22 protein-coding genes are annotated in these 25,302 nt (G+C 43.4%); 11 read left to right on the forward strand and 11 right to left on the reverse strand.

From position 1 onward, the window contains the following. Window positions 1–15: 15 nt before the first annotated feature. Window positions 16–3,114: a response regulator gene (locus K6Y31_RS03480; RefSeq protein WP_233051460.1), complete on the reverse strand. Its 3,099-nt coding sequence runs from the start codon at window positions 3,112–3,114 to the stop codon at window positions 16–18. A 555-nt stretch (window positions 3,115–3,669) separates the two neighbouring features. On the opposite strand from K6Y31_RS03480, the gene ubiE reads away from it, so the two are divergent. The 7 genes from ubiE to K6Y31_RS03515 all read left to right on the forward strand — a co-directional run bounded on the left by ubiE (window position 3,670) and on the right by K6Y31_RS03515 (window position 8,992). Beyond that, window positions 3,670–4,455 carry a bifunctional demethylmenaquinone methyltransferase/2-methoxy-6-polyprenyl-1,4-benzoquinol methylase UbiE gene (gene ubiE / locus K6Y31_RS03485; protein ID WP_233051461.1) on the forward strand — a complete coding sequence of 262 codons (786 nt, stop codon included), beginning with the start codon at window positions 3,670–3,672 and terminating at the stop codon, window positions 4,453–4,455. Window positions 4,456–4,464: 9 nt separating this feature from the next. Beyond that, window positions 4,465–5,079, forward strand: coding sequence for a ubiquinone biosynthesis accessory factor UbiJ (locus K6Y31_RS03490; RefSeq protein ID WP_233051462.1), 615 nt, complete (start codon window positions 4,465–4,467; stop codon window positions 5,077–5,079). Further along, a complete protein-coding gene (ubiB, locus tag K6Y31_RS03495) occupies window positions 5,079–6,713 on the forward strand; it encodes a ubiquinone biosynthesis regulatory protein kinase UbiB (protein ID WP_233051679.1) in 1,635 nt (544 codons plus the stop codon). The genes K6Y31_RS03490 and ubiB overlap by 1 nt, the downstream gene beginning before the upstream one ends. A gap of 105 nt (window positions 6,714–6,818) precedes the next feature. Continuing rightward, a complete protein-coding gene (gene tatA / locus K6Y31_RS03500) occupies window positions 6,819–7,058 on the forward strand; it encodes a Sec-independent protein translocase subunit TatA (protein WP_233051463.1) in 240 nt (79 codons plus the stop codon). A 6-nt stretch (window positions 7,059–7,064) separates the two neighbouring features. Then, entirely contained in the window at window positions 7,065–7,451 is a 387-nt protein-coding gene (gene tatB, locus K6Y31_RS03505; protein ID WP_233051464.1) for a Sec-independent protein translocase protein TatB, read from the forward strand. After that, window positions 7,452–8,216, forward strand: a complete 765-nt coding sequence (gene tatC, locus K6Y31_RS03510; RefSeq protein ID WP_233051465.1) for a twin-arginine translocase subunit TatC — start codon at window positions 7,452–7,454, stop codon at window positions 8,214–8,216. Further along, window positions 8,213–8,992, forward strand: a complete 780-nt coding sequence (locus K6Y31_RS03515; protein ID WP_233051466.1) for a TatD family hydrolase — start codon at window positions 8,213–8,215, stop codon at window positions 8,990–8,992. The genes tatC and K6Y31_RS03515 overlap by 4 nt, the downstream gene beginning before the upstream one ends. Before the next feature lie 43 nt (window positions 8,993–9,035). Here the strand turns inward: K6Y31_RS03515 and K6Y31_RS03520 are convergent, their stop codons facing one another. From K6Y31_RS03520 to K6Y31_RS03555, 8 genes are all read right to left on the reverse strand, one after another. Beyond that, window positions 9,036–10,670, reverse strand: coding sequence for a methyl-accepting chemotaxis protein (locus K6Y31_RS03520; protein ID WP_233051467.1), 1,635 nt, complete (start codon window positions 10,668–10,670; stop codon window positions 9,036–9,038). Window positions 10,671–10,843: 173 nt separating this feature from the next. Then, complete coding sequence (locus K6Y31_RS03525) at window positions 10,844–11,128, reverse strand: Rho-binding antiterminator (protein WP_233051468.1); 285 nt, start codon at window positions 11,126–11,128, stop codon at window positions 10,844–10,846. 105 nt (window positions 11,129–11,233) lie between these two features. Next, complete coding sequence (locus K6Y31_RS03530) at window positions 11,234–11,509, reverse strand: peptidylprolyl isomerase (protein ID WP_233051469.1); 276 nt, start codon at window positions 11,507–11,509, stop codon at window positions 11,234–11,236. Between the two features lie 178 nt (window positions 11,510–11,687). Then, window positions 11,688–12,680: a DUF6929 family protein gene (locus tag K6Y31_RS03535; protein ID WP_233051470.1), complete on the reverse strand. Its 993-nt coding sequence runs from the start codon at window positions 12,678–12,680 to the stop codon at window positions 11,688–11,690. A 434-nt stretch (window positions 12,681–13,114) separates the two neighbouring features. Continuing rightward, on the reverse strand, window positions 13,115–14,809 hold the full coding sequence (locus K6Y31_RS03540) for a L,D-transpeptidase family protein (RefSeq protein ID WP_233051471.1): 1,695 nt from the start codon (window positions 14,807–14,809) through the stop codon (window positions 13,115–13,117). A gap of 25 nt (window positions 14,810–14,834) precedes the next feature. Beyond that, entirely contained in the window at window positions 14,835–15,962 is a 1,128-nt protein-coding gene (locus tag K6Y31_RS03545) for a BamA/TamA family outer membrane protein (protein WP_233051472.1), read from the reverse strand. A 152-nt stretch (window positions 15,963–16,114) separates the two neighbouring features. Further along, entirely contained in the window at window positions 16,115–16,396 is a 282-nt protein-coding gene (locus K6Y31_RS03550; protein WP_233051473.1) for a hypothetical protein, read from the reverse strand. 318 nt (window positions 16,397–16,714) lie between these two features. After that, on the reverse strand, window positions 16,715–17,557 hold the full coding sequence (locus K6Y31_RS03555) for a DUF481 domain-containing protein (protein ID WP_233051474.1): 843 nt from the start codon (window positions 17,555–17,557) through the stop codon (window positions 16,715–16,717). 280 nt (window positions 17,558–17,837) lie between these two features. Here K6Y31_RS03555 and yjeH point away from each other — a divergent pair, with 280 nt between their 5' ends. The 4 genes from yjeH to K6Y31_RS03575 all read left to right on the forward strand — a co-directional run bounded on the left by yjeH (window position 17,838) and on the right by K6Y31_RS03575 (window position 22,274). Further along, window positions 17,838–19,100, forward strand: a complete 1,263-nt coding sequence (gene yjeH, locus K6Y31_RS03560; RefSeq protein WP_233051475.1) for an L-methionine/branched-chain amino acid transporter — start codon at window positions 17,838–17,840, stop codon at window positions 19,098–19,100. Window positions 19,101–19,180: 80 nt separating this feature from the next. Then, on the forward strand, window positions 19,181–20,209 hold the full coding sequence (hemB, locus tag K6Y31_RS03565; protein ID WP_427901892.1) for a porphobilinogen synthase: 1,029 nt from the start codon (window positions 19,181–19,183) through the stop codon (window positions 20,207–20,209). 8 nt (window positions 20,210–20,217) lie between these two features. Next, window positions 20,218–21,096 (forward strand): LysR family transcriptional regulator, encoded by an 879-nt coding sequence (locus K6Y31_RS03570; RefSeq protein WP_233051477.1) that lies wholly within the window; start codon window positions 20,218–20,220, stop codon window positions 21,094–21,096. A 284-nt stretch (window positions 21,097–21,380) separates the two neighbouring features. Further along, window positions 21,381–22,274 carry a cation diffusion facilitator family transporter gene (locus K6Y31_RS03575; RefSeq protein WP_233051478.1) on the forward strand — a complete coding sequence of 298 codons (894 nt, stop codon included), beginning with the start codon at window positions 21,381–21,383 and terminating at the stop codon, window positions 22,272–22,274. A gap of 72 nt (window positions 22,275–22,346) precedes the next feature. On the opposite strand, the gene gppA is transcribed toward K6Y31_RS03575, so the two are convergent. Further along, a complete protein-coding gene (gene gppA / locus K6Y31_RS03580) occupies window positions 22,347–23,846 on the reverse strand; it encodes a guanosine-5'-triphosphate,3'-diphosphate diphosphatase (protein WP_345790232.1) in 1,500 nt (499 codons plus the stop codon). Between the two features lie 80 nt (window positions 23,847–23,926). Further along, window positions 23,927–25,204 carry an ATP-dependent RNA helicase RhlB gene (rhlB, locus tag K6Y31_RS03585; RefSeq protein WP_233051479.1) on the reverse strand — a complete coding sequence of 426 codons (1,278 nt, stop codon included), beginning with the start codon at window positions 25,202–25,204 and terminating at the stop codon, window positions 23,927–23,929. Window positions 25,205–25,302: the final 98 nt, after the last annotated feature.

Genomic DNA, 25,302 nt, shown 5'->3' on the forward strand with positions numbered 1-25,302 from the left:
TTGGCTGCAATGGGCTTAAGCAGAGTGGGCATTTTCCTTAAGCCATTGCTTAATTTTCGTTACTTGGTCAGCTAAATCGGCTAACTCAGCTTCAGTGGCAAATTGTCCTTCTTTTGAGCCGTTCAGCTCTAGTTTTCTATTAAGTGCTGAAAATTCATTAAAACCAAAATTGGCACTGGCTGACTTCATACTATGAACTTCACGAACATATGTCTTTAAGTCATTGTCTTGTATGCTTTTTGGTAAGTTAATAAGTTGCTCATCTAGGCTGGTTATAAATGCGTCAATTAACATGTTAAAGTTGTTGCCCATGGCATTTTTAAGCATTTCAAAGGTACTTAATTCAACTAAATTGTCACTTTTTTTGGTGATCGTGTTGTTTTCCATCGTTAACTCCTGAATGTTCGATGTTGGCTCTAGATGATGTGGTTCAGGTTTAGTTTTACTAAGCCAGTAATTGAGTAAATTAGCCAGTGCTTGTTGCTCAAATGGCTTAGGTAGAAAGTCATCCATTCCCACGTTAAAACAGCGCTCTCGATCAGCGGGGAGCGCGTTGGCTGTTAACGCGATAATGGGGGTTGTTTTGCTTGGGTCTTCGGCTAAGATCCTTGCGGTCGCCTGATAGCCATCTAATATCGGCATCTGGCAGTCCATTAAAATTAACTGATAGTGGCCATTGCGCCATTTTTCTAACGCTTCTAAGCCATTATTGGCGATATCAACCGTTAAACCAAGTTGCTCCAACATGGCGGTCGCGACCAGTTGGTTAGTAACCACATCTTCGGCTAATAATATGTGTCCTGACAGTCGCTCTACTTTAGCGTGAGTACTATTGGCACTTGAAAATATTGGTTTTTGATTGTTGTTGCGACAAACCGAATCGATAGCTGAAAAAAGGATATTACGGATGACAGGTTTACTGAGAATTTTATTGGCTCTTGCTTGTTGTAATTTTTGGCTATCATCAAGGTGGCAAGATGAAGACAGGACGAGTATCGGAATGTCTCGGTATTTCTCTATGTTACGCACGCTTGTTACTAGCTCAGCGCCGTCCATTGCTGGCATTTTATAGTCAGAAATAAGCAATTGAAACGGTTTCGTGTTGGCTGATTTTGTTAGTCGATCTAAGGCAATGATAGGATCAGAGCAAAAGCTAATATTCATCTCAAGTGGCTGTAACATGCGCTTTAGTATGTCTAGGTTGAGTTGGTTATCATCCACTACCAACACTTTCTTGCCGTTTAGTGGCTGATGATTATTTAAGGCCTGAGTACTGTGGATCCCCAAAGGTAAACTTACGGTAAAAGTTGAGCCTTTACCTTCAACACTTTGTAGGTTGATTTGACCTCCCATTAACTCACAGAGCTGCTTACAAATAGCCAGTCCGAGTCCGGTGCCACCATATTTACGTGTAGTAGACGAGTCCGCTTGCGTGAAAGAAGAAAATAGGTGGGGTTGAATATGTTTAGGAATACCGATGCCCGTATCAATCACGGCTAAAGAAAAGATGTTGAGCCCATTTTGATCTTGTTCACTACTAACTTTGACACTGATACTACCTTGTTGAGTGAATTTAATTGCGTTTCCAATCAAGTTTACTAGCAGCTGGCGGATCCGCAACGCATCGCCAATCACTGTGGTTGGGCAGTTAATATCGTAATCCAGTAACAACTCAAGCCCTTTATCATCGGCTTGCAGTGATAATGATTGGCAGGTTTCATGGCATTCTTTTTCTAGATCAAAAGGCAGCTTATCTAAGCTAAGTTGACCGGCTTCAATTTTTGAAAAGTCGAGAATGTCGTTAATGATGATCAGCAGTGATGAACCCGATTGGTAAATAATATCGGCATATTCTTTTTGTCTGTCGTTTAAATCTGAATTTTGCAGTAGTTGTGTCATGCCGAGCACACCATTCATAGGTGTGCGAATTTCATGACTCATGGCCGCTAAAAACTCACTTTTGGCTTTGGCGCTGGCCTCTGCCTTTTTATTGGCCACCTCTAATTCTTGGGTGCGATCCAAAATTCTTTGATCTAAGGTTTGTTTTTCATGCTCAAGCTGGGCTTTTGAATGGGCTAAACCCTCTGCTAATTGGTTGAATGCTATGCCGAGTTTACCTAATTCATCTTGACCTAAATTGGGCAGGCGGTAGTCAAAGTTTCCGTTATCGAGCTGCTCGGTGCCTTGCTGTAAAATAGCTATTCGATTAAATAAGTAGCGCTGTAGCCCCCAATATAAAGCTATTATGAGCATTAGCGTCATTACGATAACCATGCCCAATAGTAATCTTTCGGAATAATTGATAGCGGCATTGAGCTGCGCTTTATCATGGACAAGATAGATATCCATCACTTGGTTTGCGACCTTTATTTGCTGGCTGACAACACGCATTTTGTCATTGGCTAAAAAGGGCTTACCCTCTTGCGAAGTGCTTGAGCTCACTATGACGATGTTATTTTTATTGGTTATCAGAGCATCAACGATTGCTGAGCCTTGGCTATTTTGTTCTTTTGTTAATTGCAATAGGGTCGCTTCACTGGCGGTTTGCCAATCAAATGATAATACGACCCAGCCAAGTTGGTCACCTTCTTGTATGACTGGTGCCATGATCCATTGTTGCAATCTATTTTGTTGTGGCAGCCAAGGATCAATACCTGGATTGCTGATAAGAGTTTGAGTGGACGAGGATCCCGGAAACAGAGGATGATTTAAGCTACTTTCACCTAGCCAGGTGAAAGTGTTAAAAGCGGAGCCAGAGCTATCTCTATCACTTGCGGCAAGAATATCTGCATCCATGTCTATCACTAAAATGTAAGTTAAGTAGGGGTAGAGGGCGACGATATTATTGAGTTGAGTGGCAATATCTTGTGGTTGATAGCGCTGCAGGACACCTTGTACGTCAGGGTTTTGCGCCGTGACAATAGCGTTATGGATCAAAAACTCGGCCCGATCGTTAAAGCGTGCCTCGGCCAAGTTTAAGTAACTGTGCAATAACCGTTGCACTTGCTCATTATCGATCTTTTTTACATTCTGAATAATATAAAAGCCCATAATAAGCATTACCGAAAGTACAATTGCACTGATCAGCAATAACAATTTAGTGACTAAAGACATATATTCCTTTTATTAACGGATAATAAAGTCGGTAGGAAGATCGAAAATGATCTATTTAATAAATAGTTAGAATCAGTGTAGTTGAGATTGGTGGTGCTGTGGAAGTGGGTTTTATATAAACAAAAAATAAATTTGAAGCGGCTCACTTGTCATAATTATTAACGTTCAAACAGGATGCGACCCTTATCCCCATAAGCGCGAATCCTTAACCGATCATGAGCAAGTGAGCTCTATTTATATTGCACAGAGAGTAACCGTAAAATCTCTCTGTCTGCCCAAATCCAGTGTAGCTGAGAAAAGTAGAATTTCAGTCGTTTTTATCGATGTTACACCAGCCTAATTATTCATATCACCTTGTTTTAATTGTGTTTGATGTTTTTTTATTAACTATATTTCATGCATAATTCATGCTGAGTCAATCTAGCACTCATTTTTTATTGCAAATGTATGACATTTGGCTGTTTATTTTGTCTACCGCTATCTGTGGGTAATTGCTGGAGTGGTGGCGCGGCATCAAGTAAACTAGCGGCCTAGTCAGGAATTTAAGGATACACGATGACGGAGCAGGTTGATAAAACAGCCCACGAAGACGCTAAGCAGGACGAAACGACGCACTTTGGCTACCAAACTATCGCTAAGACGGAAAAAGTCGAGAAAGTTGCTGAAGTTTTTCATTCAGTAGCGGCTAAATACGACGTAATGAATGATTTTATGTCTTTCGGTATTCATCGTATTTGGAAACGTTTTGCTATTGACTGTTCGGGTATTCGCCCCGGCCAAAAGGTACTGGATTTGGCTGGTGGTACCGGCGACTTAACCGCTAAATTCTCTCGAGTGGTGGGTGAGCAGGGCCATGTAGTACTCGCTGATATTAACGATTCCATGTTAAAGGTGGGTCGAGCTAAGTTACGCGACCTCGGTATTGAAGGTAATGTTGAATATGTACAAGCCAATGCCGAAGCGTTGCCTTTCCCTGATAACCATTTTGATTTGATCACCATTGCCTTTGGTTTGCGCAATGTCACTGATAAAGATAAAGCTATTCGCTCTATGTATCGGGTATTAAAGCCAGGTGGCCGACTCTTAGTGTTGGAATTCTCTAAGACAGATCAGCCAATGCTGAGTAAACTGTACGATTTTTATTCCTTTAATATTCTTCCTGCAATGGGCAAACTTGTGGCCAATGACGCTGAAAGTTATCGTTATTTAGCCGAAAGTATTCGCATGCATCCAGATCAAGAAACCTTGAAAGGCATGATGGAAGACGCCGGTTTTGAAGGGGTTGAATATTTTAATATGACCGGCGGTATTGTTGCACTGCACCGTGGTTATAAATTCTAGGAGTAAGCTATGCCTTTATTGAGCCTGATCAGCGCCGGCGTTGAAACCGGTATTAATTCGCTGCAATTATGGGATCGGCAAGGGCAAGCTCGACGTAAAAAACTCGCAGGTAAGGTATTTTCAATTGAATTGAAAGAGCTACCTTGTCCTTTCTACTTTGTTATTAACGCGCAACAAGTTGATGTGTTGGGTGAATATGAAGGTGAACCAGATGTACAGGTTAAACTTTCAGTAACGGCACTCGATGAGTTAAAGGACAGCGCTAAAACCACCTCGTTAATCAAACAAGAAAAGCTCGAAGTTGAGGGTGATATTCAGTTATTACAACAATTTGCGCAGTTGTTAACGGAAATGGATATCGATTGGGAAGACGAGTTATCACGTTATTTGGGCGATGTGTTAGCCCATAAGCTTTGTTACGGACTGTGGCAAGTTAAACGCTTAGCAGGCCAGCAACTTTGTCGATTGCAGCAAAATATTGGCGAAGTGATTACCGAAGAATACCGCTTAGCACCGGGACCACTCGAAGTGGCTTATTTTTGTGATGAAGTAAGCGCCCTTGAAAAACGCACTCATGCTGCCTTGGCACGGCTAGAGCAACTGGCAGAGCAAATAACTAAATGATGAAGTTCGCAGAGATTGGTCGTTTTTATGCGATCACCAAAACCTTTTTAAAATATGGTTTAGATGAGTTAGTGCCCTACGAACACTTACCTTTAGGCAGTCGCTTTGGCCGTAAAGCCTTATTTTGGATAGAAAATGAGTATCCTGAAATGGCGTTGCCAGAGCGTTGTCGCCTAGCGCTGCAAGAGCTCGGACCGGTTTACATCAAGCTGGGTCAAATGTTGTCTACTAGGCGTGATTTGTTGCCGCCTGAGTTTGCCGAGCAGTTGGCTTTATTACAAGATCAAGTGAAGCCCTTCTGCGGTGAGCTGGCCATTGAGCAAATTGAGCGCTATTTAGGTGACAAGGTTGAAAATATATTTGATGACTTTGACGTCACGCCGCTGGCTTCTGCCTCTATTGCTCAAGTGCATACCGCTACGCTAAAACAAGATGGTCGCGCTGTGGTGGTGAAAGTTATTCGCCCCGGCATCGGTCAAGTGATTCAAGCGGATGTGCAATTAATGAAACTGTTGGCGCAAATTGTGGCCAAATATGCACCTGAAGCAGATCGCTTACGTCCGGTTGAAGTGGTTGAAGAATACGAAAAAACCATTATTGATGAACTGGATTTGATGCGTGAAGGCGCTAATGCCATTCAGTTGCGGCGTAATTTTGAAGGCTCAAAGGAATTATACGTACCTGAAATTTATAGTGATTACTGCACTCATAAAGTGTTAGTGATGGAGCGTATTTACGGCATTCCGGTTTCTGATATCGCGGCACTTGAAGCGCAAGGCACCAATATGAAATTGTTGGCAGAGCGCGGTGTTGAAACTTTTTTTGCACAAGTGTTTCGTGACAGCTTTTTTCATGCCGATATGCATCCGGGTAATGTTTTTGTTTCGCGCGAACACCCTGAAGATCCGATGTGGATAGGCATTGATTGCGGCATTGTTGGTACGTTAAACAAAGAAGATCAGCGCTATTTAGCTGAAAACTTCTTGGCCTTTTTTAATCGAGATTACCGTAAAGTGGCGCAACTGCATGTGGATTCAGGTTGGGTGCCCATCGAAACCAAAGTGGAAGAATTTGAGTTTGCGATACGCGCTGTGTGTGAACCGATTTTTGAAAAACCGTTATCAGAAATCTCATTTGGTCATGTATTGCTTAATCTGTTTAATACCGCACGTCGTTTTAATATGAAAGTGCAGCCGCAGTTGGTATTGCTGCAAAAAACGTTATTGTATATCGAAGGTTTAGGGCGTCAGCTTTATCCTCAGCTCGATTTATGGAAAACCGCTAAACCGTTTCTTGAGAAATGGATGACGGAGCAGGTTGGCCCTAAGTCTGTGATTAACGCAGTGAAAGATAAAGCGCCATTTTGGGCGGAGAAATTACCTGAATTTCCTGAGCTAATTTATGACGGGCTAAAACAATTTAGAAACCAGCAACATCAATTAAACAAGATGCAGCAAGCTTTTCAGCAACATAGCCGAAACATGGCAAAAAGCCGCTTTTGGGGAATATTGGGCGGCGCATTATTAGTGGCTGGTGCTGTGCTATATGGTGAGCAAGATACGCTGGCAAAAGTAGCGGCCGTATTAGGGGCGCTGTCTTGTGTTAAAGCTTATTTACACACTGCAAAAGAGTAACATTGTTTGGTACTACTTTAGAGTAAACTAAGCATAAGAGAGCGTTATTGCTCAGTGGTTTTAAACTTATATTAATCATCTAACTTTTATAAACAGGATAACATTATGGGTGGCATTAGCATTTGGCAGTTACTGATCATTGCGGCAATTGTGATTTTATTATTCGGCACAAAAAAATTGCGTAACATGGGTGGCGATATTGGCGGCGCAGTAAAAGGGTTTAAAAAAGCCATGAGTGACGATGAAACGGCTGAAAGTACCAAAAACCTGGCTGATCCTGCACAGCAGAAAGCAGCAGACTTGGATCCAAAAGACGAAAAAAGCAAGCAAAAAGAGCAGGATTAACTCGCTATGTTTGATATCGGTTTTTGGGAAATCGTACTTATTTCGGTGATTGGTTTGATTGTATTGGGTCCTGAGCGTTTGCCTGTTGCGATACGAACGGTATTGAAATGGGTGCGCACCGTAAAGGGGACCGCCAACACAATGAAGAATGAGCTATCCCAAGAGCTGAAAATTCATGAACTACATGAAAATTTACGTAAGGCTGAGCAACAGGGCCTGAAAGATATTTCACCCGAGTTGCATGAATCGGTAGAAAGCTTAAAGCAAGCGGCTGAGTCGGTCACTCGACCTTATGCAAAAAAGCCAGCCTCTTCTGATTCTGAGTCGAGTACGGCAAGTAATGATGTCTCCCCGCCTGCTGACATCAAGGGCGACGAGCAGGAAAAGAAATAAATGTCTGAAGTAAAACCTGAGCAGTCTGCGGCGCCTTTAATTAGTCATTTAATGGAGTTACGTAACCGTTTATTACAAGCTGTAATGGCGGTGGCAGTAATTTTTCTTGGCTTAGTCTACTTTGCCAATGATATTTACTATTTTGTTGCTGAGCCGTTGACCAGTCGCCTCCCTGAAGGCACCAGTATGATTGCAACCGACGTCGCGACGCCTTTTTTCACCCCCATTAAATTAACCATAGTGCTAAGTATTTTCTTAGCGATGCCGTATTTGTTGTATCAAGCTTGGGGGTTTATTGCGCCAGGTTTGTATCAACATGAAAAAAGACTGATAGCTCCCTTAGTCTTTTTTAGTGCGGTGCTGTTTTATGGCGGTATTGCGTTTGCTTACTATGTGGTCTTTCCCCTTGCGTTTCAGTTTTTTACCTCGGTTGCGCCAGAAGGTGTCACCATTGCCACCGATATCAGTAGTTATTTAGACTTTGTCCTTAAACTGTTCTTTGCTTTTGGCTTGGCGTTTGAAATTCCCATTGCGACCTTATTGCTGTGCTGGACCGGCGCGACGACTCCGGCACAATTGAAAGCGAAGCGCCCATATATTGTGGTGGCGGCTTTTGTGATTGGCATGTTATTAACCCCGCCTGATATTATTTCACAGACTATGCTCGCCATTCCTATGTTGTTATTGTTTGAACTCGGCTTGCTGTTTTCTCGTTTCTACGTGAAAAAATCAACGGAAGATGAAGACGCGAGCGAAGTACAATGATCGATATCGGCATTAATTTAACCAATAAGCGCTTTGATAAAGATCGCGCGCAAGTTATCGCACAAGCCCAAGAAGCGGGCGTAACAGGTATGATGGTTACTGGTACTAATTTAGCCGAAAGCCAAGCTGCCGCTGAGCTCGCTGCGGAGTATCCGGATTATTTATATGCTACTGCGGGGGTGCATCCTCATGATGCAATAAGTGTGTCAGAATCAACTTGGGTATCGTTACGTAAATTATGGGCTTTGCCTCATGTTAAAGCCGTGGGAGAGTGCGGCTTAGACTACAACCGCGACTTCTCACCAAGACCAATACAAGATAACGTATTTGAGCAGCAGTTAGAGCTAGCTGTCGAGCTACAATTGCCGGTGTTTATGCATGAACGTGATGCTAGGGCGCGATTTATTGACATTCTTAAGCCTTATCGCGATCGCTTGCCTGCAGCAGTATTACACTGTTTTACCGGTGAGGTAGATGATTTAAAAGCTTACCTAGATCTTGATTTACACATTGGCATTACCGGCTGGATTTGCGATGAACGCCGTGGCCTACATTTACAGCAAGCGGTTAAGTTAATTCCTGATGACCGCTTGATGATTGAAACCGATAGCCCGTATTTACTGCCTCGAACCTTACGGCCTAAACCCAAGTCGAGCCGTAACTTACCGCAATATTTGCCTCATATTGCGCAAGCTATCGCTGATGCGCGTGGACAACGTTTAGCGGCATTGATTGAGCAAACGGCTGCGACCAGCCGTCGATTTTTTTCCCTTTAAGCTTATCGCTCTCAAGTTGAAATAAGGCAAGTGTAAACAAGCCCTAGTACTCTGATTTAAGCTTAAACTCGCCGACCTGAGAGCGCATGTTAACAGCGACCTCATTAAGTTGGCTCACCGATATTTCTAATTCTTGCGCCGCGGTACTGGCTGTTTTAGCGATATCGCTGATAGCAAGTATGCTTTGATTGATGGCTTCAGCAACGCTACTTTGTTCTTCGGCCGCTGTCGCGATGTGCGTGTTCATGTCGCTGATCACATCAACTGAGTTTACTATTTTAATTAAGGCGTCACCCGCTTGAATGGTATGCTCATTGGCATCTTTTACATCATGAGTGCCAAGCTCCATTGATGTCACGGCTTCTTTAACCCCTGATTGTAATTTTTCAATCATCGACTCAATTTCTAACGTCGATTTTTGTGTTCGTTGTGCCAAGGTTCTGACTTCATCGGCGACGACAGCAAACCCTCGACCCTGCTCACCGGCGCGGGCAGCTTCAATAGCGGCGTTAAGGGCTAGTAGGTTGGTTTGTTCGGCAATCCCTTTAATTACTTCAAGTACTTGCCCAATATTTTGACTCTCTACATTCAATCTGTTGATGACAACTGATGTTTGTTCAATTTGTGCTGATAGTTTTGACATACTTTGAATGGATTTTTGCACAATTTCGTTACCGGAAGTTGCTGTGCTATCAGCTTCTCTTGCCGAGTCTGCCGCCGAGTTGGCACTCTGAGCTACTTCTTGAACGGTGGCGGTCATTTGGTTCATCGCGGTGGCGGTTTGCTCAGTTTCGTTTTGTTGTAACGACATTCGTTCGTTAGTTTGTTGCGTAAAGCGGCTAAGTTCGTCACTTGACTCATTGATTGTCATAGCTGCTTGGTTAATGCCGTTTAAAATCTTGCCTAGGTGTTGGATTACGCCGGTCAGGCCTCTTGATATTTGGCCCAATTCATCATTGTTGTAAACTTTAAAATCTACCCTGAGATCAAGGTTTTCTCTTACAACTCTAAGTGTGCTGAGAATGTTGGTGATTGGTCTCATGACGCTGCGATTAACCCAAATACCCAATACAATGCTAGCTAGTAGCGCGCAAATCGTCAGTGCAACAAACCATTTAGTTGAGGTAGCGTAAGCCTGATGCGCCGCTCCTTTTTCTTCTTTTGCGACATTAAGCTGCAGGCTAATCAATTCAGAGATCTTACTGCTTATGGGATCGATAACTTTGTATAAAGGTATAATATCTTGAGTAAGCTGCCCTGAAATGTTGCCATTCAATGAGGCAATTTTACTGTTGAGGTTTGATATAGCGTTATTGGCAGGTGTAAATAACTCATCGGCTTCTTGTGTGAGTTGTTGCTCTTTGGATGTTAATGTTGTTGATAGGTATTTATCCCAGCGTTGTTTAATTGTTTGTGTTGCACTTTGTAAGGCGATAGCCGTTTCTTGTGCACTCATGCCTCCTGCATTGGCTTTATTAATTGCGTCGATAACAGAAACGGCGTATTCATCAGCAATGATTTTTAGGTCTTCGAGTGGGACAACTCTGTCCTCATATAAACTATTAAGGCTGTTATCTATTTTTCCCATCACGTTAACTGCTAATACGCTGATAGAAGCTAACAGTAATAATGGCACGAGTAAGGCTAATATCATTTTGTGCTTAATTTGTAGATCCATATACACTCTCTCTTACAGGCAAATTTCCTCTATTTACTGAGTATAGCGATGCTTGTTTTTTTTTATGGTGATGGGTGTCTATTTACCGTGGGTAGGTGGGGAAGGTCTTGGTTTGTAATGCTTAAGTTATTTATTTTTATTACTTTTTTAAATGATAATACGTCAATCATAATTTAGTCATTTTTACATGGCGCTAAATTTATCCAGTCTTGCTGTGGTTGGGCTTCGGCTAATTTAAACTTACTAATACTATCAAGGCGAAATGCTTGCGGGTGACCATTTTCTTCAGTTTCCAGCCACTCCCCTCGGTCAGATTTAATCCGCAAAGTATGAGGAACCACTAAATGGCAACTTTGATCTATCAGCACTAAATGTAGCGGTTGCTGCTTTAAGCATGCTAGCTCTAGGTAGTCATACTTATCACAGGCAATGGGCTGATAAGGGTTCAAATCACTCATTGGCTCTTCCTTTATCTCACAACTTAACGCTTTAGTAGGCTACAAGTATAGCGGCATATGAGGCCGAAAGGGTATATGCAGTTGCTGCTGGCATTAATTCTGCTTTTAGCTGCGATAGAGTATTTTAATAAGGTGATAACCAAATTTGGTTTTGATAGGGCCATGCACCTTGTAGAGTTCTTGCTTAAAGACAACATCATCAAAGGCTTTAACCATAGTGCCTTTACGGAATTCGCCTAAAAATCCTCCTTTTTTGCCTGAAGGGCAAACAGAGTGAAGTTTGGCGAGTTTGGCGAAATCGGCACCTTTATCGAGCTGTTGTTTCAGCTTTTCACATTTATCACGTTGCTTAACTAAGATATGGACGGCGCTGGCTTTCATGCTGGTGTTCCTGATATAAGTGGAAGTGTGCATGTTACCTTAGCTAGGTAGAGAGGAAAAGCTCACCTAAAGGGATAAGGGTAGGTGAGCTTAGTGATATTAATAAGATCAAGATAATAGCGCGGCGGTGATTTTTATTGGGTCGCGATAGCTAGTATCTCAATAGTGTGGGTTCTTTCTATTCCACTTCTAGTTCAAATGAGAAGAACTCGCTAGTACCGTCATCGTTATCGCTAACAAGTGCGCCAGAGATTTCCTCTTTGTCACTTTCTACAATAGCAATAGACTCAACTTTGGTGATGATTGGCTCACCTATTTCGTTTAGCAATGGTACAGAGGTAGCGGTTAAGTCAATGTTTTGCTGCTCTTTTTTGAATGCTTTTAATGGAATAAGGCCGATAAAGCTACCCAGAATTTCACCATCGTTATAAGCATCACCTGTTGCTTCAACTGAGGCTGTGTAGACAAGTGATTTACCTTCAACCCAGAATTCGCCACCAGATAGCCCAGCTTCAAAACCTGCCACGGTCGGTAGCGTTACGTTAAAGGTTTTTAGCTCAGTTACTTGAGTGGTTTTACCAACCATGTAATCAACTAGCTCAGCTTTATCTAGCATAAAGATCAAATTGCCGCCTGAGTTGCCACGGTTAAAGATGAACGCTTTGTCTTTGGCAATGGCTAAGCCTTCGATGTTCAACTCTTGGTCACCACTAAAACCACCTGCTTGGTATAATTGAGCGTATAAAGGCGCAAGTGATGTCTCAATCTGTTGCTTGGTGTTTTTGGCGATCATGTAACCCCATTCACGCACCTCCGCTTTGCTGCCTGAGCCCAAAACAAGGAACCAGTCTTTTAACTCGTGCTCTACCATTGCCATTGCTTCATAGTCAGGCTTAACTGCTTTGACAATGCGGCCGTCTTCGGTCATTGGATAGTCTTTGATTAGGTGTTTATCTTTAATATTAAAGCGTTGGTTGAGTTTAAATAACCAAGGTGAGTCATCACCTACCGCATATAGTGCTTTACCGTGAGAAACTAAACCAGAAGCAGAGGATAGTTCGGTATTGAGCACAGATGGGCCTAATTCTAGTGACAGGTTATCCATTGATTTGGCATTAACTTGTGCCATAGCACCTACTGCTAACATAGCAACAACAATCTTGTTAAACACTACAACTCCTTGATTAATATGAGGCGGAAAATTATTAAATAGCCTTTTGTGACACTTTTGTGACAAAATAAATTCTAAATTGAATGTATCTTCCCGTTGCCATAGGGTCAATTTCAATTTTACTAGAATGAGATCTATCGCATTCAAATGGGATTAAATTCCCAAATGTTGTCGGGGGTTTTTTCCCTTGAATAGCAGCAGTTTAAGTATGGAGCACGGCAAGTCATGGCAAGGGAGTTGTGGTCGTTGATAGTATTAGCTGGGTAGAAACGCGAGTGATTGATGCTTGTAACATTAATCCTATGGGCTGTCAGTTCACCACTGTGGTTGGATAAATTTAAGCCGCTTTTCATCTCTGCGCTGAAGTTTTCGAAAATACGTTAGCCGCTCAGTTTGCTTAGGTAACTCAGCTTTTTAGTCGGCGTATGATTTACTTATAGTCGTTTTAGTAGTAGGTAATCGCGTTGATATAGATCGTGATGAAAGCTAACCGTTTCACCACTTACGCTCACGGTCCAGTACATTAGAAATACATCGATGGGCCGTTTAATGTTAACTCGTGTCCGCTTTTCACTGGCGACAACATGGGCAATGTTTTGTGCTGACCAATTAGCATCATCATTGAGTAATAGTCGCGCTAGCTCCATGGGGTTTTCAACTCGAATACAACCATGGCTAAATGAGCGTTGTGCTGAGTTAAACAAACGTTTTTGCGGAGTATCGTGTAAAAAAACAGAGTGCCGATTAGGGAAAATAAACTTCACTTGTCCCAGGGCGTTATTTTTCCAAGGTTGCTGCACTAAGTGATAGGGAAAATTTCGTGCCGTATAGGCCTCCCAGTCAATTTCTGTTAACTCAACGGGACGGCTATTATTTTGCACCACTTGGTACTGCTGTTTTATTAGGTAATCAGGTTCATTAAGAATCTTATGCCACATTTCTTTTAAAATACTGCGCGGTACTGTCCAAGTCGGGTTGAACTCAAGATATTGCAGCTGCGATTTAAATACTGGAGTGGCATTGAGTGGAGTGCCTACCATTACTTTAGTTTGCCAGTTTAATTGACCGCTTTGATAAAAAAATAATTCAAATCCGGCTATATTGACGATGATAAACTCTTGGCTGAGATCAGTTGCCAGCCAGCGTGCTCGCTCTAAATTGATTTTGATCTTTTCCGCTCGCTGTTGATAGGGGATATTTAATGCCGCTAATGTCGCGGGGCCAATCACACCATCTGTGTCGAGATCATGGTGCTGCTGGAATTGCTTGATCGTTTCTACCCATGCAAGGTGATACGTTTGTTCACGTTCTAGGGAGCTTTCAAAGGCTTCATTAGTGATTTCGGGAAAGGAATAACCAAGTTGCTGCAAACGTTTTTTAAGCAGCGGGATGGCAGGGTGAAGCATTCCAGGCTTGATTGATTTTATGTCAATTGTGATCACTTCAAATGGATAGCGCTCAGCGATGGCACGGTAGCGTGCTAATGCCTGCTTAAGTTGACCGTATAAATCATATTGTGGGCGTTGCTGCTCGAATAGTTCGGCAATGGTTTGCAGTTGAATATGCTGCAATAGTTGCACCGAAGTCGCATTATGCTCAAGTGCGGCTGGATCATAATTCCAAGTAGGGTCAAGCTCTGCTGGGTTGAGTTTGCCATTATGGAGGTGATGGGCAAACGTCAGTACGGCATCGCTGAGCAATATATCAAATTGCGCTGCGCTGCTTTGGTCGTTGGGCTCGAGTGCTTGTTGATTCGCTTGTTGTAAATTTAAGTGCAAAGATTGCAGTGTGGCGAGATGATAGTCGTTAGGGTTTAACCCGTCTTGGTCAGCTTGCGCAAGTAGTTGGATCACTTGACCTGCGTATTGCTTATCGCGCCAGAGTATTTGGTATTGCTGTGTTTGATAAATAAAAGTGAGCAGGGGCATTTGACCGAGGGACTGGCCTAGCAGTTGGGGATTGGCGGCCTCTAACAAAGGGTTGATCAAACCAGCAATAGGTGTCGTCGGTATCTCGGTAGGTATTAAGGCTGCAGGTGTTTGATAGATTTGTTCTGTAGCCTCAACATGATTAGAAAAAACGAGAAAAGCCAAAATACTAAGTGACAGTTTTCTGCTGATACCTTTCATTGTTGACCTCGACAGCTGAAAAGATCTAAAACGCCTCGGTGACCGACAAGTACACAGCATCATCGTCATTAGATTTTGCGTAATCCACGCGTAAATTAATTCGTTGTGATTCTAACACCATGTAGCGAATTCCTACGCCATAGCTTGCAATAGCATCATGCTCACCAAGGCTGTTAATGGTTTTGGCATGCTCGCCAGCGCCAGCAAAACCAACAAATCCTAAGCTCTTCCAAGCACGCCATCGTAATTCAGCTTGGCTGGAAACACTGGTTTTATCAAGGTAGTTGGTGGCAGAAAATCCTCTTAGGCCGATGGTGCAGTAATCCCACAGCGGGGCATTACCTTTTTTGTTACAGCCTCTTGCTTCGAATGCAAAAATTAATGGCGTGAGTAATTGCTTATAAAAACGATAGCGTATTTGGTAGGACTGGTATGTATTGGTGCTACCAAGGGCTTGGTCGTTAAACATGGCGTCCAGTTCAAAGCGCTGACCATTATAAGCGTTGGTTTGATTATCGCGGCTGTCGTATTGTAGTAGTGCACCCGCTCCAATGGACTGCGTTTGTGATGCAAATAGCCAATCTTGGCGGTCTAATGAGGTAGAGAAAGTTTGCTCGTTCTCAATCCATTTTGCTTGTATGCCGAGGTACCAATTATCAGCAACACTTCGAAGTAATTGGGTTTTGGCAAAAATGCCGCTGATTTGCCAGCCCACTTTAAAAGGGACGTTGGCAATGTTTTCATCAAGTAGATCCAGTCGTAAATCTGCATAGGCTAAGGTGGCATTAAAACGCCACTTATCTTGTTGCCAATAATTCTGTTGATTGATGCCGACACCATAGCTTTTATTGTCTGTGTACATGCTAAAGAATTGTGTCACGTTGGGGGGTTGTTGTTGTTTTTCCTGTTCGGTTTGGCCGTAGTAATATGCTGCGACACCAACAATACCTGAGCCCAAGGTGGGATCTGACATCGGGATCGGAACCGCAACAAAATCCCCTTTTTGCACCTTGAATTTATACTCGGATGAACGGGTGTTTTCTGCCCATTCAGGTGTAAAGGAGTCGAGCCCGTAAGAATAGGTGTTACTGTTATCTTCGATACCCCAACAGGGGGCGGTGAAAACGAATAAAGTAATAAGTGTTAAGCGCAAGTCATGCCTCCTTTTAAAGCCGACAATATCTTGATAAAGAACAAGTACTAAGATATTGGAGCTCAGTGCAGCAGTATGATAACGGGTTCATCGACAAAAGACACAACATAAAGTAGTTCTGGCGCAGTGGATAAAAAATGGTTGCTGGGAATTTAGAGTAGGCTTGCGATTTTGCGATACAAGGCGATAGCTTGTTGCTCGGTAAGTGAGCCTTGTGCTGAGCTTTGGCCGGTTGATGCGCTGACCTTAACTGAATCACTGCCACTGCTTTCGCTTTGCTTATTTTGCTGAGCAAGACGCTCTGCTTGTTGTGATAGCTGTAAAAATTCTTTTTGTGGCGAGGGGGCTAAGGTTTCTGACGCAACTGCGTTGGCAGCATTAGGTTGCCCAATGGCTAGGGGGGTATTTAGGCTTGCTGTTCGTTCTATTTGCATCTTAACCTCCTCTAACAATTATAGTCCGAAATTGATAGTTGGCTAGAGGAGTGGTTGTTTTCTTAGCCTAAATAGGTTGAGATGAGCGGGATATTTTTATGGGCTGTTCTAAAGAGGATTAAGCCCCTTTAGAACAGCTATACCCAAGTTACCTCAAGATGCTTGTTCAGCGAGAATTTGCAGGCTGTTAGGCGCGACGCTGATTTGAGATAGAGTTATTCTACTTTGAAAATCAGTAACAAAGCATAACAGTCTACAAAACTCGCCCTTTGGGAGCGGCTCTGAATCCTGCATCTTAAGGTGTCTTGGGTATATGCATTAAAATTCGTATTGCAACGTAAACATCGGACCATGGAAATTAAAGTTCACATTTAAATCTGAAAGCTTCCCATCGACATCAACATCCACCTCGTAGTAGCTATAGCTTAAGCTAGCAGTAAAATTGTCGTTGAACTGATATTTCGCCCCACCATTAAAGTCTATCAAGCTGCCACTGATTTCATCGACTTTTAAGTAGAAGTATTGGCCGTGGCCAATCAAGCTCCATTGCTCGTTAATTTTATATTCAGCGACTAAGCCGATATCAGGTAATGGCGCTGTGGCATCTTTGTAAATACTGGTGTTTGGTGCAACGGTGACTGGACCACTACAGTTGTTATCGACACAGGCGCCTATTTCACCGCTAAATCCGATCTCCAACCACATAACATGGGCACCTAGCGTTGCAGTTAAGTCCCAATTGTTGTCTTCATAGAAGGTGTAACCGTAGCCTATACGCGCAATATCAATATTAAGGGTGGAATTGATTTTAGCACCCGCTTGGACTTGGTACTTTTGGTCGCCTCCTAAATCCGTTTCAAATGGTTTTGTCACCTTTTCTTTGGTGGCATTACGACGTAGGCTTTTCCAATCGAAGTAGACCGTATGTTTATCGTTGAAGGCGTAACTTAGATTTAGGTATGGCAGCAACTCTCTTTCCGAAAGTTCCAGATCTCGCTCAAAGTCGAGCTCGATGGATTTATCCGTTAAAGGAGAGGTGACATCCATGGTGGTGTTAGAGGTGGAATAAAATCCACCGACGGAAACTTGCCAATCACCGGCCGATGCTTGTGGAACAGCAACAAAAAGCGCAGAAGCGAGCAGTGTATGATGTAGTTTCATAGGTTTTCCTTAACTTAATTAAATTAAATCTCATTACTCACCGTGGTCTGATGGCCCTTGCGCTTGCTATGGCAGCTGCAAGCTAAGGTTACTAAATCATGATGTTGCTGGCATCTTTGTCATTCAATTGTTGTTGAACTTTGTGAGCTGTCATTGATCTTCGGGGTGTTGCAAGTAACGCTTGTTCGGAGTAGTTGCTTGGCGTATGCATCATAATGACGTAATTGACATAGTTGAGCTTTATTTGCACACTGAATTTTTAACGTTTTAAGCGAAGTTTATGTCAAAACAGCAAGGCAGTATTAGCGTTACTCAGGGTGCAGGCATGTTGTTGGCCACATTATTGGGCTCGGGGGTGTTATTGGTGCCGGCTTTGGTGGCTTCGGAATCTGGCGTGTATTCTTTGCTGGCCTGGCTACTAATGGCATTGGCTATTTTACCCATCGTATTTACCTTTGCTGTTTTGGGAAAGCGTTACCCCGATCAAGGCGGCACCGCGCATTTTGTAAAATTGGCTTTCGGTCGCAGAGCGTCGGCTAGTTTAGCTTGGTTATATGTGTCTATTGCACCGATAGGGCCGCCGGTGGTACTGATCACGGGGGCGGCATACCTTACCCAGCTGTTGGGCTTGTCTTTAAGCGTTGCCTTGCTGGTTGAGCTGTTAATGTTAGCGGTTATTTTGCTACTCAATGTGTTGAAGTTAACTACTTCGGTGCGCTTTCAAACCTTGCTTAGTTTTATTGTCACTGCGATCATTATTACCATTTGTAGCGTGGCACTGTGGCAGTCAGACCAGCCGTTACCTGCTGGAGAATTAGTGCCATGGCAAGTGGGGCAATCAATGGCAACGATCTTCTGGTGCTTTGTCGGCATTGAAGCTATTTGCCATGTTTCTAATGATTTTAAGCGGCCTGAAATTGATTTTCCACGCGCGGTATTACTGGGTGTGGTGATGGCTGGGGCTATCTATTTTGTGCTCAGTATTGCCGTGCTTAAGTATGGCGCTTATGGCTCTGAAGCCAAAAATTTGCTCTCAGTTTTGTTTGTTGCGCAATCCGCGTTGGGTTATTGGGGCCATAGGCTAATGGCTTTGGTGGGCTTTATTGCGTGTTTTTGTGCGGTTAATTTATATGTGTTGAGCTTTGCCAGAATGCTCGCAAGTATGGCTGAGCAAGGCCATGTACCAAAGCGGTTAGGGCAAACCAATGCTAATCTTAGCCCAGTACTAGCCGTGTTAGTGGTGGTGTTTGTTATCGCTTTTGTCTTGATTATTCGGGCATGGCTAGATTGGTCGTTTGCCAGTTTACTGGCGTATGCTAATGCTGTTTTTGTCTTGATTTATTTAGCGGCGGGGCTAGCGGCCATTAAATTATTATCAGGGATAGGGCGATATTGGGCTTGGTTCACCACCTTGTTTTGTGGTGGCGTTGCGTTGTTGATGGGCGTGGATGTGCTGTATGGTTTGGCCGTATTTTTTCTGACTTTTGTCGGTTACCACTTGCAGCAAAAGCGCCTCGCACGTAAACCGGCGACCGCCTTGTAATCACTGATAAAATCCTGCCTTTATGATAATGTGTCGGTATTATTTAGCGCTTTAGTAGCAACAGGAGTAGCCGCGTGTCGATTAATTTTGTAGGTGGATTTCCCCATCGTCGCCCTCGTCGTGTCCGTAAACATGATTTTTCTCGTCGTTTAGTCGCTGAGCACACCTTAAGTGTCAATGACTTGATTTACCCTATGTTCATTGTTGAAGGTAATAATCGCCGTGAAGCGGTGGAGTCGATGCCGGGTGTCAGCCGTGTTTCTATTGATTTATTGCTAGAAGAAGCCAAAGAGCTGGTGGCTTTAGGCGTACCTGCTATAGCGTTGTTTCCAGTTACCCCAGCTGAGCTAAAAAGCGAGTTAGCAGAAGAAGCGTATAACCCCAAAGGTTTAGTGCAAAAAGCCGTACGCGCTTTGAAAGACGCGTTCCCTGAATTAGGCGTTATCACCGACGGTGCCCTCGACCCTTTCACTATTCATGGTCAAGACGGCGTTATTGACGAGCAAGGTTATGTGCTCAATGATGTCACCACTGACATTTTAGTTAAACAAGCTTTATCTCATGCTGAAGCTGGGGCTGACGTTGTGGCGCCATCGGATATGATGGATGGTCGCATTGGTGCTATTCGTGAAGCACTAGAGGCCGCTGGCTTTGTTAATACCCAGATCATGGCCTATAGCGCCAAGTATGCCTCTCATTACTACGGTCCATTTCGTGATGCAATTGGCAGTGCTGGCAACCTAAAAGGTGGCAATAAGTCGACCTATCAAATGGACCCTGCCAACAGTAACGAAGCGCTGCAAGAAGTGGCGATGGACTTACAAGAAGGGGCTGATATGGTGATGGTTAAGCCGGGCATGCCGTATCTTGATATTGTACAGCGGGTAAAATCCGAGTTTGGTGTGCCTACTTTTGCTTATCAAGTCAGCGGTGAATATGCGATGCACAAGGCGGCCATTATCAATGGCTGGCTGAAAGAGCGTGAGTGTGTGCTGGAATCTCTGTTGTGTTTTAAACGCGCTGGCGCCGATGGCATTTTGACATACTTTGCTAAAGACGTAGCGACTTGGCTTAATGAAGCTAAAGTGACGAAAGAGGTTGGCGAATAAGCTAACCGATGAACTTAGCCCAAGTTGAAATTTTCTGCCGGGTGGCAGAATCTGGCTCGATTGCTGAAGCGGCGCGTTTGCTTAACAGTAACCGTACCCGCTTAAGCATGGCGTTAAAAAGCCTAGAGAAAGACTTGGGCGTTGAGTTATTTGTCCGCTCTGGTAATCGCTTGGAGCTAAGTGAGGCGGGCAAGACGATTTTGCGTGATTGCGAAAACTTAGTCTCTACCGCCGATCGTATAAAAAATATGTGTCGCGCGAAAGAGGACACCTTTGCCGCTGAAATCTGGATCGCCCGAGATGATTCATTGCCCGGGGATTTTTGGCGTGATACTTCTTTAGCGTTAAGTAAAAAATACCCTGCTACTTCATTCAGCCTAGTGCAAGCTTCTAGTGGTGATTTGGCGTCGATGATCGAGTTAAAGCAAGTGGATTACGCCTTTGGTATTGATTACGTGCTCGATGATATGCCGAGCTTAAAGTATCAGCGCTTAGGTAAAATCCGCATGATGTCGGTGTGCCGCAGTGAGCATAAGTTGGCAAAAATGCGCCGCGTAGAAGACTTCGATTTACGGCGCGAACTGCAAGTGTGTTTGGCTTATCTAAACTTAAAAGAAAACCCCGAATTAGCCCCCATGGCAAGCCGCTTTATCGGCTTTAACAGCTTTGAGCACATGCTGGATGCTATTTTGCGTGAGTCGGCTTGGGGCGTGCTACCCGAGCCTTTAATCAAGTCATACCTGCGCGAAGAGCAATTAGGGGTTATTCGTCACTCCTATGGTTTGGTACAAGAAGAGTTCTGTTTATTAACCCCCGATTTTAGCCAAACCCACCCAGCAATGGAGTGGTTAGCAGAGCAAGTTACGGAATACCTATTTTCTTACTAATTACACGAAACGCACGCATCTAATTGATTATATTTACTTATTTTATAAGTTTGAGCTGTGCCCTCTTTATTTCAATTCTGACACAATTAACCTTAATAAATCGCCCGTAAAAAATGCTGTCACTCAGCGTCAAATATATTGACTCTAATTTTTCCGGTTAAGTTATTGATTTATAATAATTAAATCCAATGCTGTGTTCTTCGTGTGGATTTTTGCTATTTCTCCTTTTGAAAAAAAACACATTTGCGCAGACACTCATGTCATCTTATGGTTTCGGGGGTTATATGAGTAACAGCGCAAATAAAGAGCGAAGTTTGCTGGTTTTATCGGCATGGTTGGCGGCTTTTTTTGCAATCTTGTCTATTGTGTTTGGTCTAATGCTAGGTTCTTTGGTTATTGCATTCGATGGTTTTTATTCCTTAGTCAGTGTTGCATTAACATTATTATCTGTACTAGCTGTCAGAATTATTGACGCTCCTCGAGACAAGGCTTTTCCTTTTGGCCGTGCCATCTTTGAACCTTTAGTCCTTATCATCAAGGGCAGTGTTATTTTTATCTTGTGTGCTTATGCTTTTTACGGCGCAATGGTTTCTCTTTTTGCTGGTGGTCGTTTAATTGATGTGAATATCTCGCTGCTAATTGGTGTGATTAACACGATAGGCTGTTTTGTGATTTTCGCTTATATGAGCCGAGCCTCTAAAGCAGAAGAGTCAGGTTTACTTGAAGCTGAAAATGCCCAGTGGAAAATGGATGGTTACCTGAGCTTAGCTGTGTTGATTGGCTTTGTTATCTCAGCTTTACTGCAGTCATCGCCCTTCGCTAAGTGGGCCGTTTACGCTGATCCGGTGATGATGTTAATGGTAAGTTGTTACTTTATACGTATGCCCCTGAATATGGTGCAAGGTGCGGTACGTGAAATATTGCACATGAAAGCGGACGATAGCTTAGAGAAACAAGTTGACCAATGTGTACTCAGTTTAGATGCAAAAAGCCCAGTGAAGTTTCGTTTGGCTGGTTTAACTAAAGTGGGACGTGAATTACATATTCAGCTTGAATTAGACGAGCATAAAACTAGCCCTGGTTTGCAGTTAAAGCACATCCAAACCGCTCAGCTAGAGCTTGAGAAAAAGTTAGAGCAGTTACCGTTTCGCGCTCAGTTGAACTTAGCGTTAACTTAACACTAAGTCAGAGCCAATAAAAAACCTGCCGCGGCAGGTTTTTTGGTTTTTGGATAAATCAAAGTAGATAGATTAAAGAGGCTGTTCAACTAATGTGAGTTGTAGCTCCGCTTTTAATTCTTGTTCTACTTCTATCTCTAGCTCTGCCGCGCGTAATGCGTGCTCTGCTAGCCAGCCAGAAGGTAAGCAAAGGGTCCACGCCCCATTATTGTTACTTAACGTGAAATCGGGGATAGAGCCTTTGGTGCGACGCATACAGAGAATAATAGCGAGCCTGAGTAATCGACATAAGCTCACCGCATGATTTAGGTCTAGGGCATTTTGCTGAGCAAACATATCAAGCGCTAACTTGCCCCTTTGGTTGAAGAGTAACGCTGCGAGTAACTGTTGCTGCGCAGGCGTAAAACCAGGTAGATCAATATTATCGATAATGTAAGCGGCATGCTGCGGCGCTTTTTTATATTCGATACACAAGCCGATCTCATACAAGGTGGCCGCGCTGGTCAACATAGGTAAGGCAACTTCATCGTCTAAATCGAGCGCTTCAGCCATCGCTTTATAAAGTAGCACAGCTGTTTTTTTAACATGAAGCGCTTGTTTTTGATCGATTTGATAACGACTCATTAGACTTTTTAAGGTGCGTTCACGCACGCCTTGGTACTGAGACTCACCGATCATCGAGTAGACTAAACCTTCACGCAGCGCGCCACCGGCTAATGTCATCGAATCAATATCAAGATATTCAAAAATGGCAATTAAAATGGCTAGCCCACTTGGAAATACCGCCAACCGCTCACTGGATAATCCTTGCAACTTTAGCTTGCTGAGTGAGCCGCATTCAATGCTTTGCTGCTTCAGCTCAAGTAGCTTGTCTAAGGTGACTTGTTCATTGAGCCCTTGCGCTTTTAAGATGTTTTGCAGTGACTGTACGGTGCCAGAAGCGCCAACACAGTTTTGCCAACCAAGATTAAGGTAATCTTGGGCAACGTCTTTTAACACTTGTTTAGCACCGTTGATAGCAGCGTTAAAGTTAGAGTCGTTTAATTGTTGATCGGGGAAGAAACGCTTTAGCCAAGTAACACAGCCAATATTGACACTGTTAAGTAGCAAGGCGTCACTAGCTGCACCTATCACCAGTTCGGTGCTGGCACCGCCAATATCAATCACTAGACGATTGCCCTCACCACAGCTAGTTTGCGCTACGCCTTGGTAGATGGTGGCCGCTTCTTCTAGTCCGGAAATAATATCAATTTTATGGTTGAGTATGGTTTCGGCTTGTTCAAGGAAGGTGTTCACGTTTTTGGCTAAACGTAAAGTGGCAGTACCGACAATACGAATATTTTCAGCTGGGATATCCTGCAGTTGCTCGGCAAATAAACTCAAGCATTGCCAACCTCTTACCATGGCGTCATGGCTAAGGTTAAAATCATCGTCTAGGCCTTCAGCTAAGCGTACTTTACGTTTTACTTTGGCTATAGTGCGAATGGCATCTTCGACTTCGCGAACCACCAACATGTGAAAACTATTTGAGCCAAGATCAATGGCTGCGTAAAGAGGAGATTTACTGCTCACTTTGTTCACCTACAAAATAGGCTGGCTTAAGCTTATAAGCCAGCAATGGGCAAACTCAGGGTTTAGGCCTTAGGTTTACCTTATGGTTTTCTGCGATGATTGTGCGGTCTACTGCCAGACTTGTCTCTAAATTTTTGCGTATTAGCTGATTTCACTTTATGAATACGCAATGGCGGTGGTAGATCGTCAATCAGTGCATCTTCATCAAATTCACTAACCGGAATTTCATCTTTAATGTATTCCTCAATGGCTGGTAAATTAAAAATGTATTCTTCGCAGGCTAAGCTGATAGCTAGGCCACTTTCACCTGCTCTACCAGTACGGCCAATACGGTGCACATAGTCTTCTGCATCATCAGGAAGATCATAATTAAAAACGTGCGTCACTAATGGAATATGTAAACCACGAGCAGCCACGTCTGTCGCCACTAAAAAGTCCAGCTCACCTTTGGTGAATTGGTCCAGAATTTTTAGGCGTTTTTTCTGTGGCACATCGCCAGTAAGTAGCCCAGCGCGATGACCATCGGCAGAAAGTTGGCCCCAAACTAGCTCACATTTATATTTAGTATTAGCGAAAACAATGGCTTTATCGGGCCATTCTTCTTCGACTAAGGTCATAAATAAACGCATTTTTTGATCATTTGACGGGCGGAAAAGTTCCTGTTTAATCCGCGTACCAGTCATTTGCTCTGCTTCTACTTGCACGTGAATAGGATCATTCATGTGTTCAAAAGCAAGTTCTTGTACGCGGAACGACAGCGTAGCAGAGAACAGCATGTTCAAACGTTGTTTTGGCTCCGGCATACGGCGGAACAAATAACGAATATCTTTAATGAAACCTAAATCAAACATACGATCAGCTTCATCTAACACAACACATTGAATTGCGTTGAGAGAGAAGACGCCTTGTTTGAAGTAATCAATAATACGGCCGGTGGTGCCAATCAGCACATCCACACCTGCTTCAAGTTGTTGGCGTTGGCTTTCGTAGCCTTCTCCACCATAGATTAACCCCATACTGAGGTTGCAGGTTTTTGCCATTGATACTGCATCATTGTGAATTTGCACAGCAAGTTCACGGGTGGGGGCCATAATAATCGCGCGCGGCTGATTTTGTTTACGGCCCTCTGCTGCAGGGTTTTCTAACAGGTGATGGAAAACGGCCGATAAAAAAGCGATTGTTTTGCCGGTGCCTGTTTGTGCTTGTCCGGCAATGTCTTTACCTTCAAGCAGTACAGGCAGGCTAAGCGCCTGAATCGGGGTGCAATTGTGGAAGCCTTTAGCTTCTAATCCAGAAATAACTTCAGCGCGTAATGCAAAGTCTGAAAATTTCTGTTCTGTTAAGTGTGTTTTGCTCATGTGCGTTAGCATATCAGGTAAAGCTTGCAATAAGAAACAGGATCTATTCAAATAAGACGACTCTTTGTGGATAAAAATCCATCAGAAGCTAAATTTTT

The organism is Motilimonas cestriensis, from assembly GCF_021295315.1.
GTDB classification, from domain to species: Bacteria; Pseudomonadota; Gammaproteobacteria; order Enterobacterales; family CBDFNC01; genus Motilimonas; species Motilimonas cestriensis.

Excerpts from the sequence above, each read along its gene's own strand:
- K6Y31_RS03480 (WP_233051460.1), bottom strand. The coding sequence starts at position 3,114 with ATGTCTTTAGTCACTAAATTGTTATTGCTGATCAGTGCAATTGTACTT.
- ubiE (WP_233051461.1), top strand. The coding sequence starts at position 3,670 with ATGACGGAGCAGGTTGATAAAACAGCCCACGAAGACGCTAAGCAGGAC.
- K6Y31_RS03490 (WP_233051462.1), top strand. The coding sequence starts at position 4,465 with ATGCCTTTATTGAGCCTGATCAGCGCCGGCGTTGAAACCGGTATTAAT.
- ubiB (WP_233051679.1), top strand. The coding sequence starts at position 5,079 with ATGAAGTTCGCAGAGATTGGTCGTTTTTATGCGATCACCAAAACCTTT.
- tatA (WP_233051463.1), top strand. The coding sequence starts at position 6,819 with ATGGGTGGCATTAGCATTTGGCAGTTACTGATCATTGCGGCAATTGTG.
- tatB (WP_233051464.1), top strand. The coding sequence starts at position 7,065 with ATGTTTGATATCGGTTTTTGGGAAATCGTACTTATTTCGGTGATTGGT.
- tatC (WP_233051465.1), top strand. The coding sequence starts at position 7,452 with ATGTCTGAAGTAAAACCTGAGCAGTCTGCGGCGCCTTTAATTAGTCAT.
- K6Y31_RS03515 (WP_233051466.1), top strand. The coding sequence starts at position 8,213 with ATGATCGATATCGGCATTAATTTAACCAATAAGCGCTTTGATAAAGAT.
- K6Y31_RS03520 (WP_233051467.1), bottom strand. The coding sequence starts at position 10,670 with ATGGATCTACAAATTAAGCACAAAATGATATTAGCCTTACTCGTGCCA.
- K6Y31_RS03525 (WP_233051468.1), bottom strand. The coding sequence starts at position 11,128 with ATGAGTGATTTGAACCCTTATCAGCCCATTGCCTGTGATAAGTATGAC.
- K6Y31_RS03530 (WP_233051469.1), bottom strand. The coding sequence starts at position 11,509 with ATGAAAGCCAGCGCCGTCCATATCTTAGTTAAGCAACGTGATAAATGT.
- K6Y31_RS03540 (WP_233051471.1), bottom strand. The coding sequence starts at position 14,809 with ATGAAAGGTATCAGCAGAAAACTGTCACTTAGTATTTTGGCTTTTCTC.
- K6Y31_RS03550 (WP_233051473.1), bottom strand. The coding sequence starts at position 16,396 with ATGCAAATAGAACGAACAGCAAGCCTAAATACCCCCCTAGCCATTGGG.
- K6Y31_RS03555 (WP_233051474.1), bottom strand. The coding sequence starts at position 17,557 with ATGAAACTACATCATACACTGCTCGCTTCTGCGCTTTTTGTTGCTGTT.
- yjeH (WP_233051475.1), top strand. The coding sequence starts at position 17,838 with ATGTCAAAACAGCAAGGCAGTATTAGCGTTACTCAGGGTGCAGGCATG.
- K6Y31_RS03570 (WP_233051477.1), top strand. The coding sequence starts at position 20,218 with ATGAACTTAGCCCAAGTTGAAATTTTCTGCCGGGTGGCAGAATCTGGC.
- K6Y31_RS03575 (WP_233051478.1), top strand. The coding sequence starts at position 21,381 with ATGAGTAACAGCGCAAATAAAGAGCGAAGTTTGCTGGTTTTATCGGCA.
- rhlB (WP_233051479.1), bottom strand. The coding sequence starts at position 25,204 with ATGAGCAAAACACACTTAACAGAACAGAAATTTTCAGACTTTGCATTA.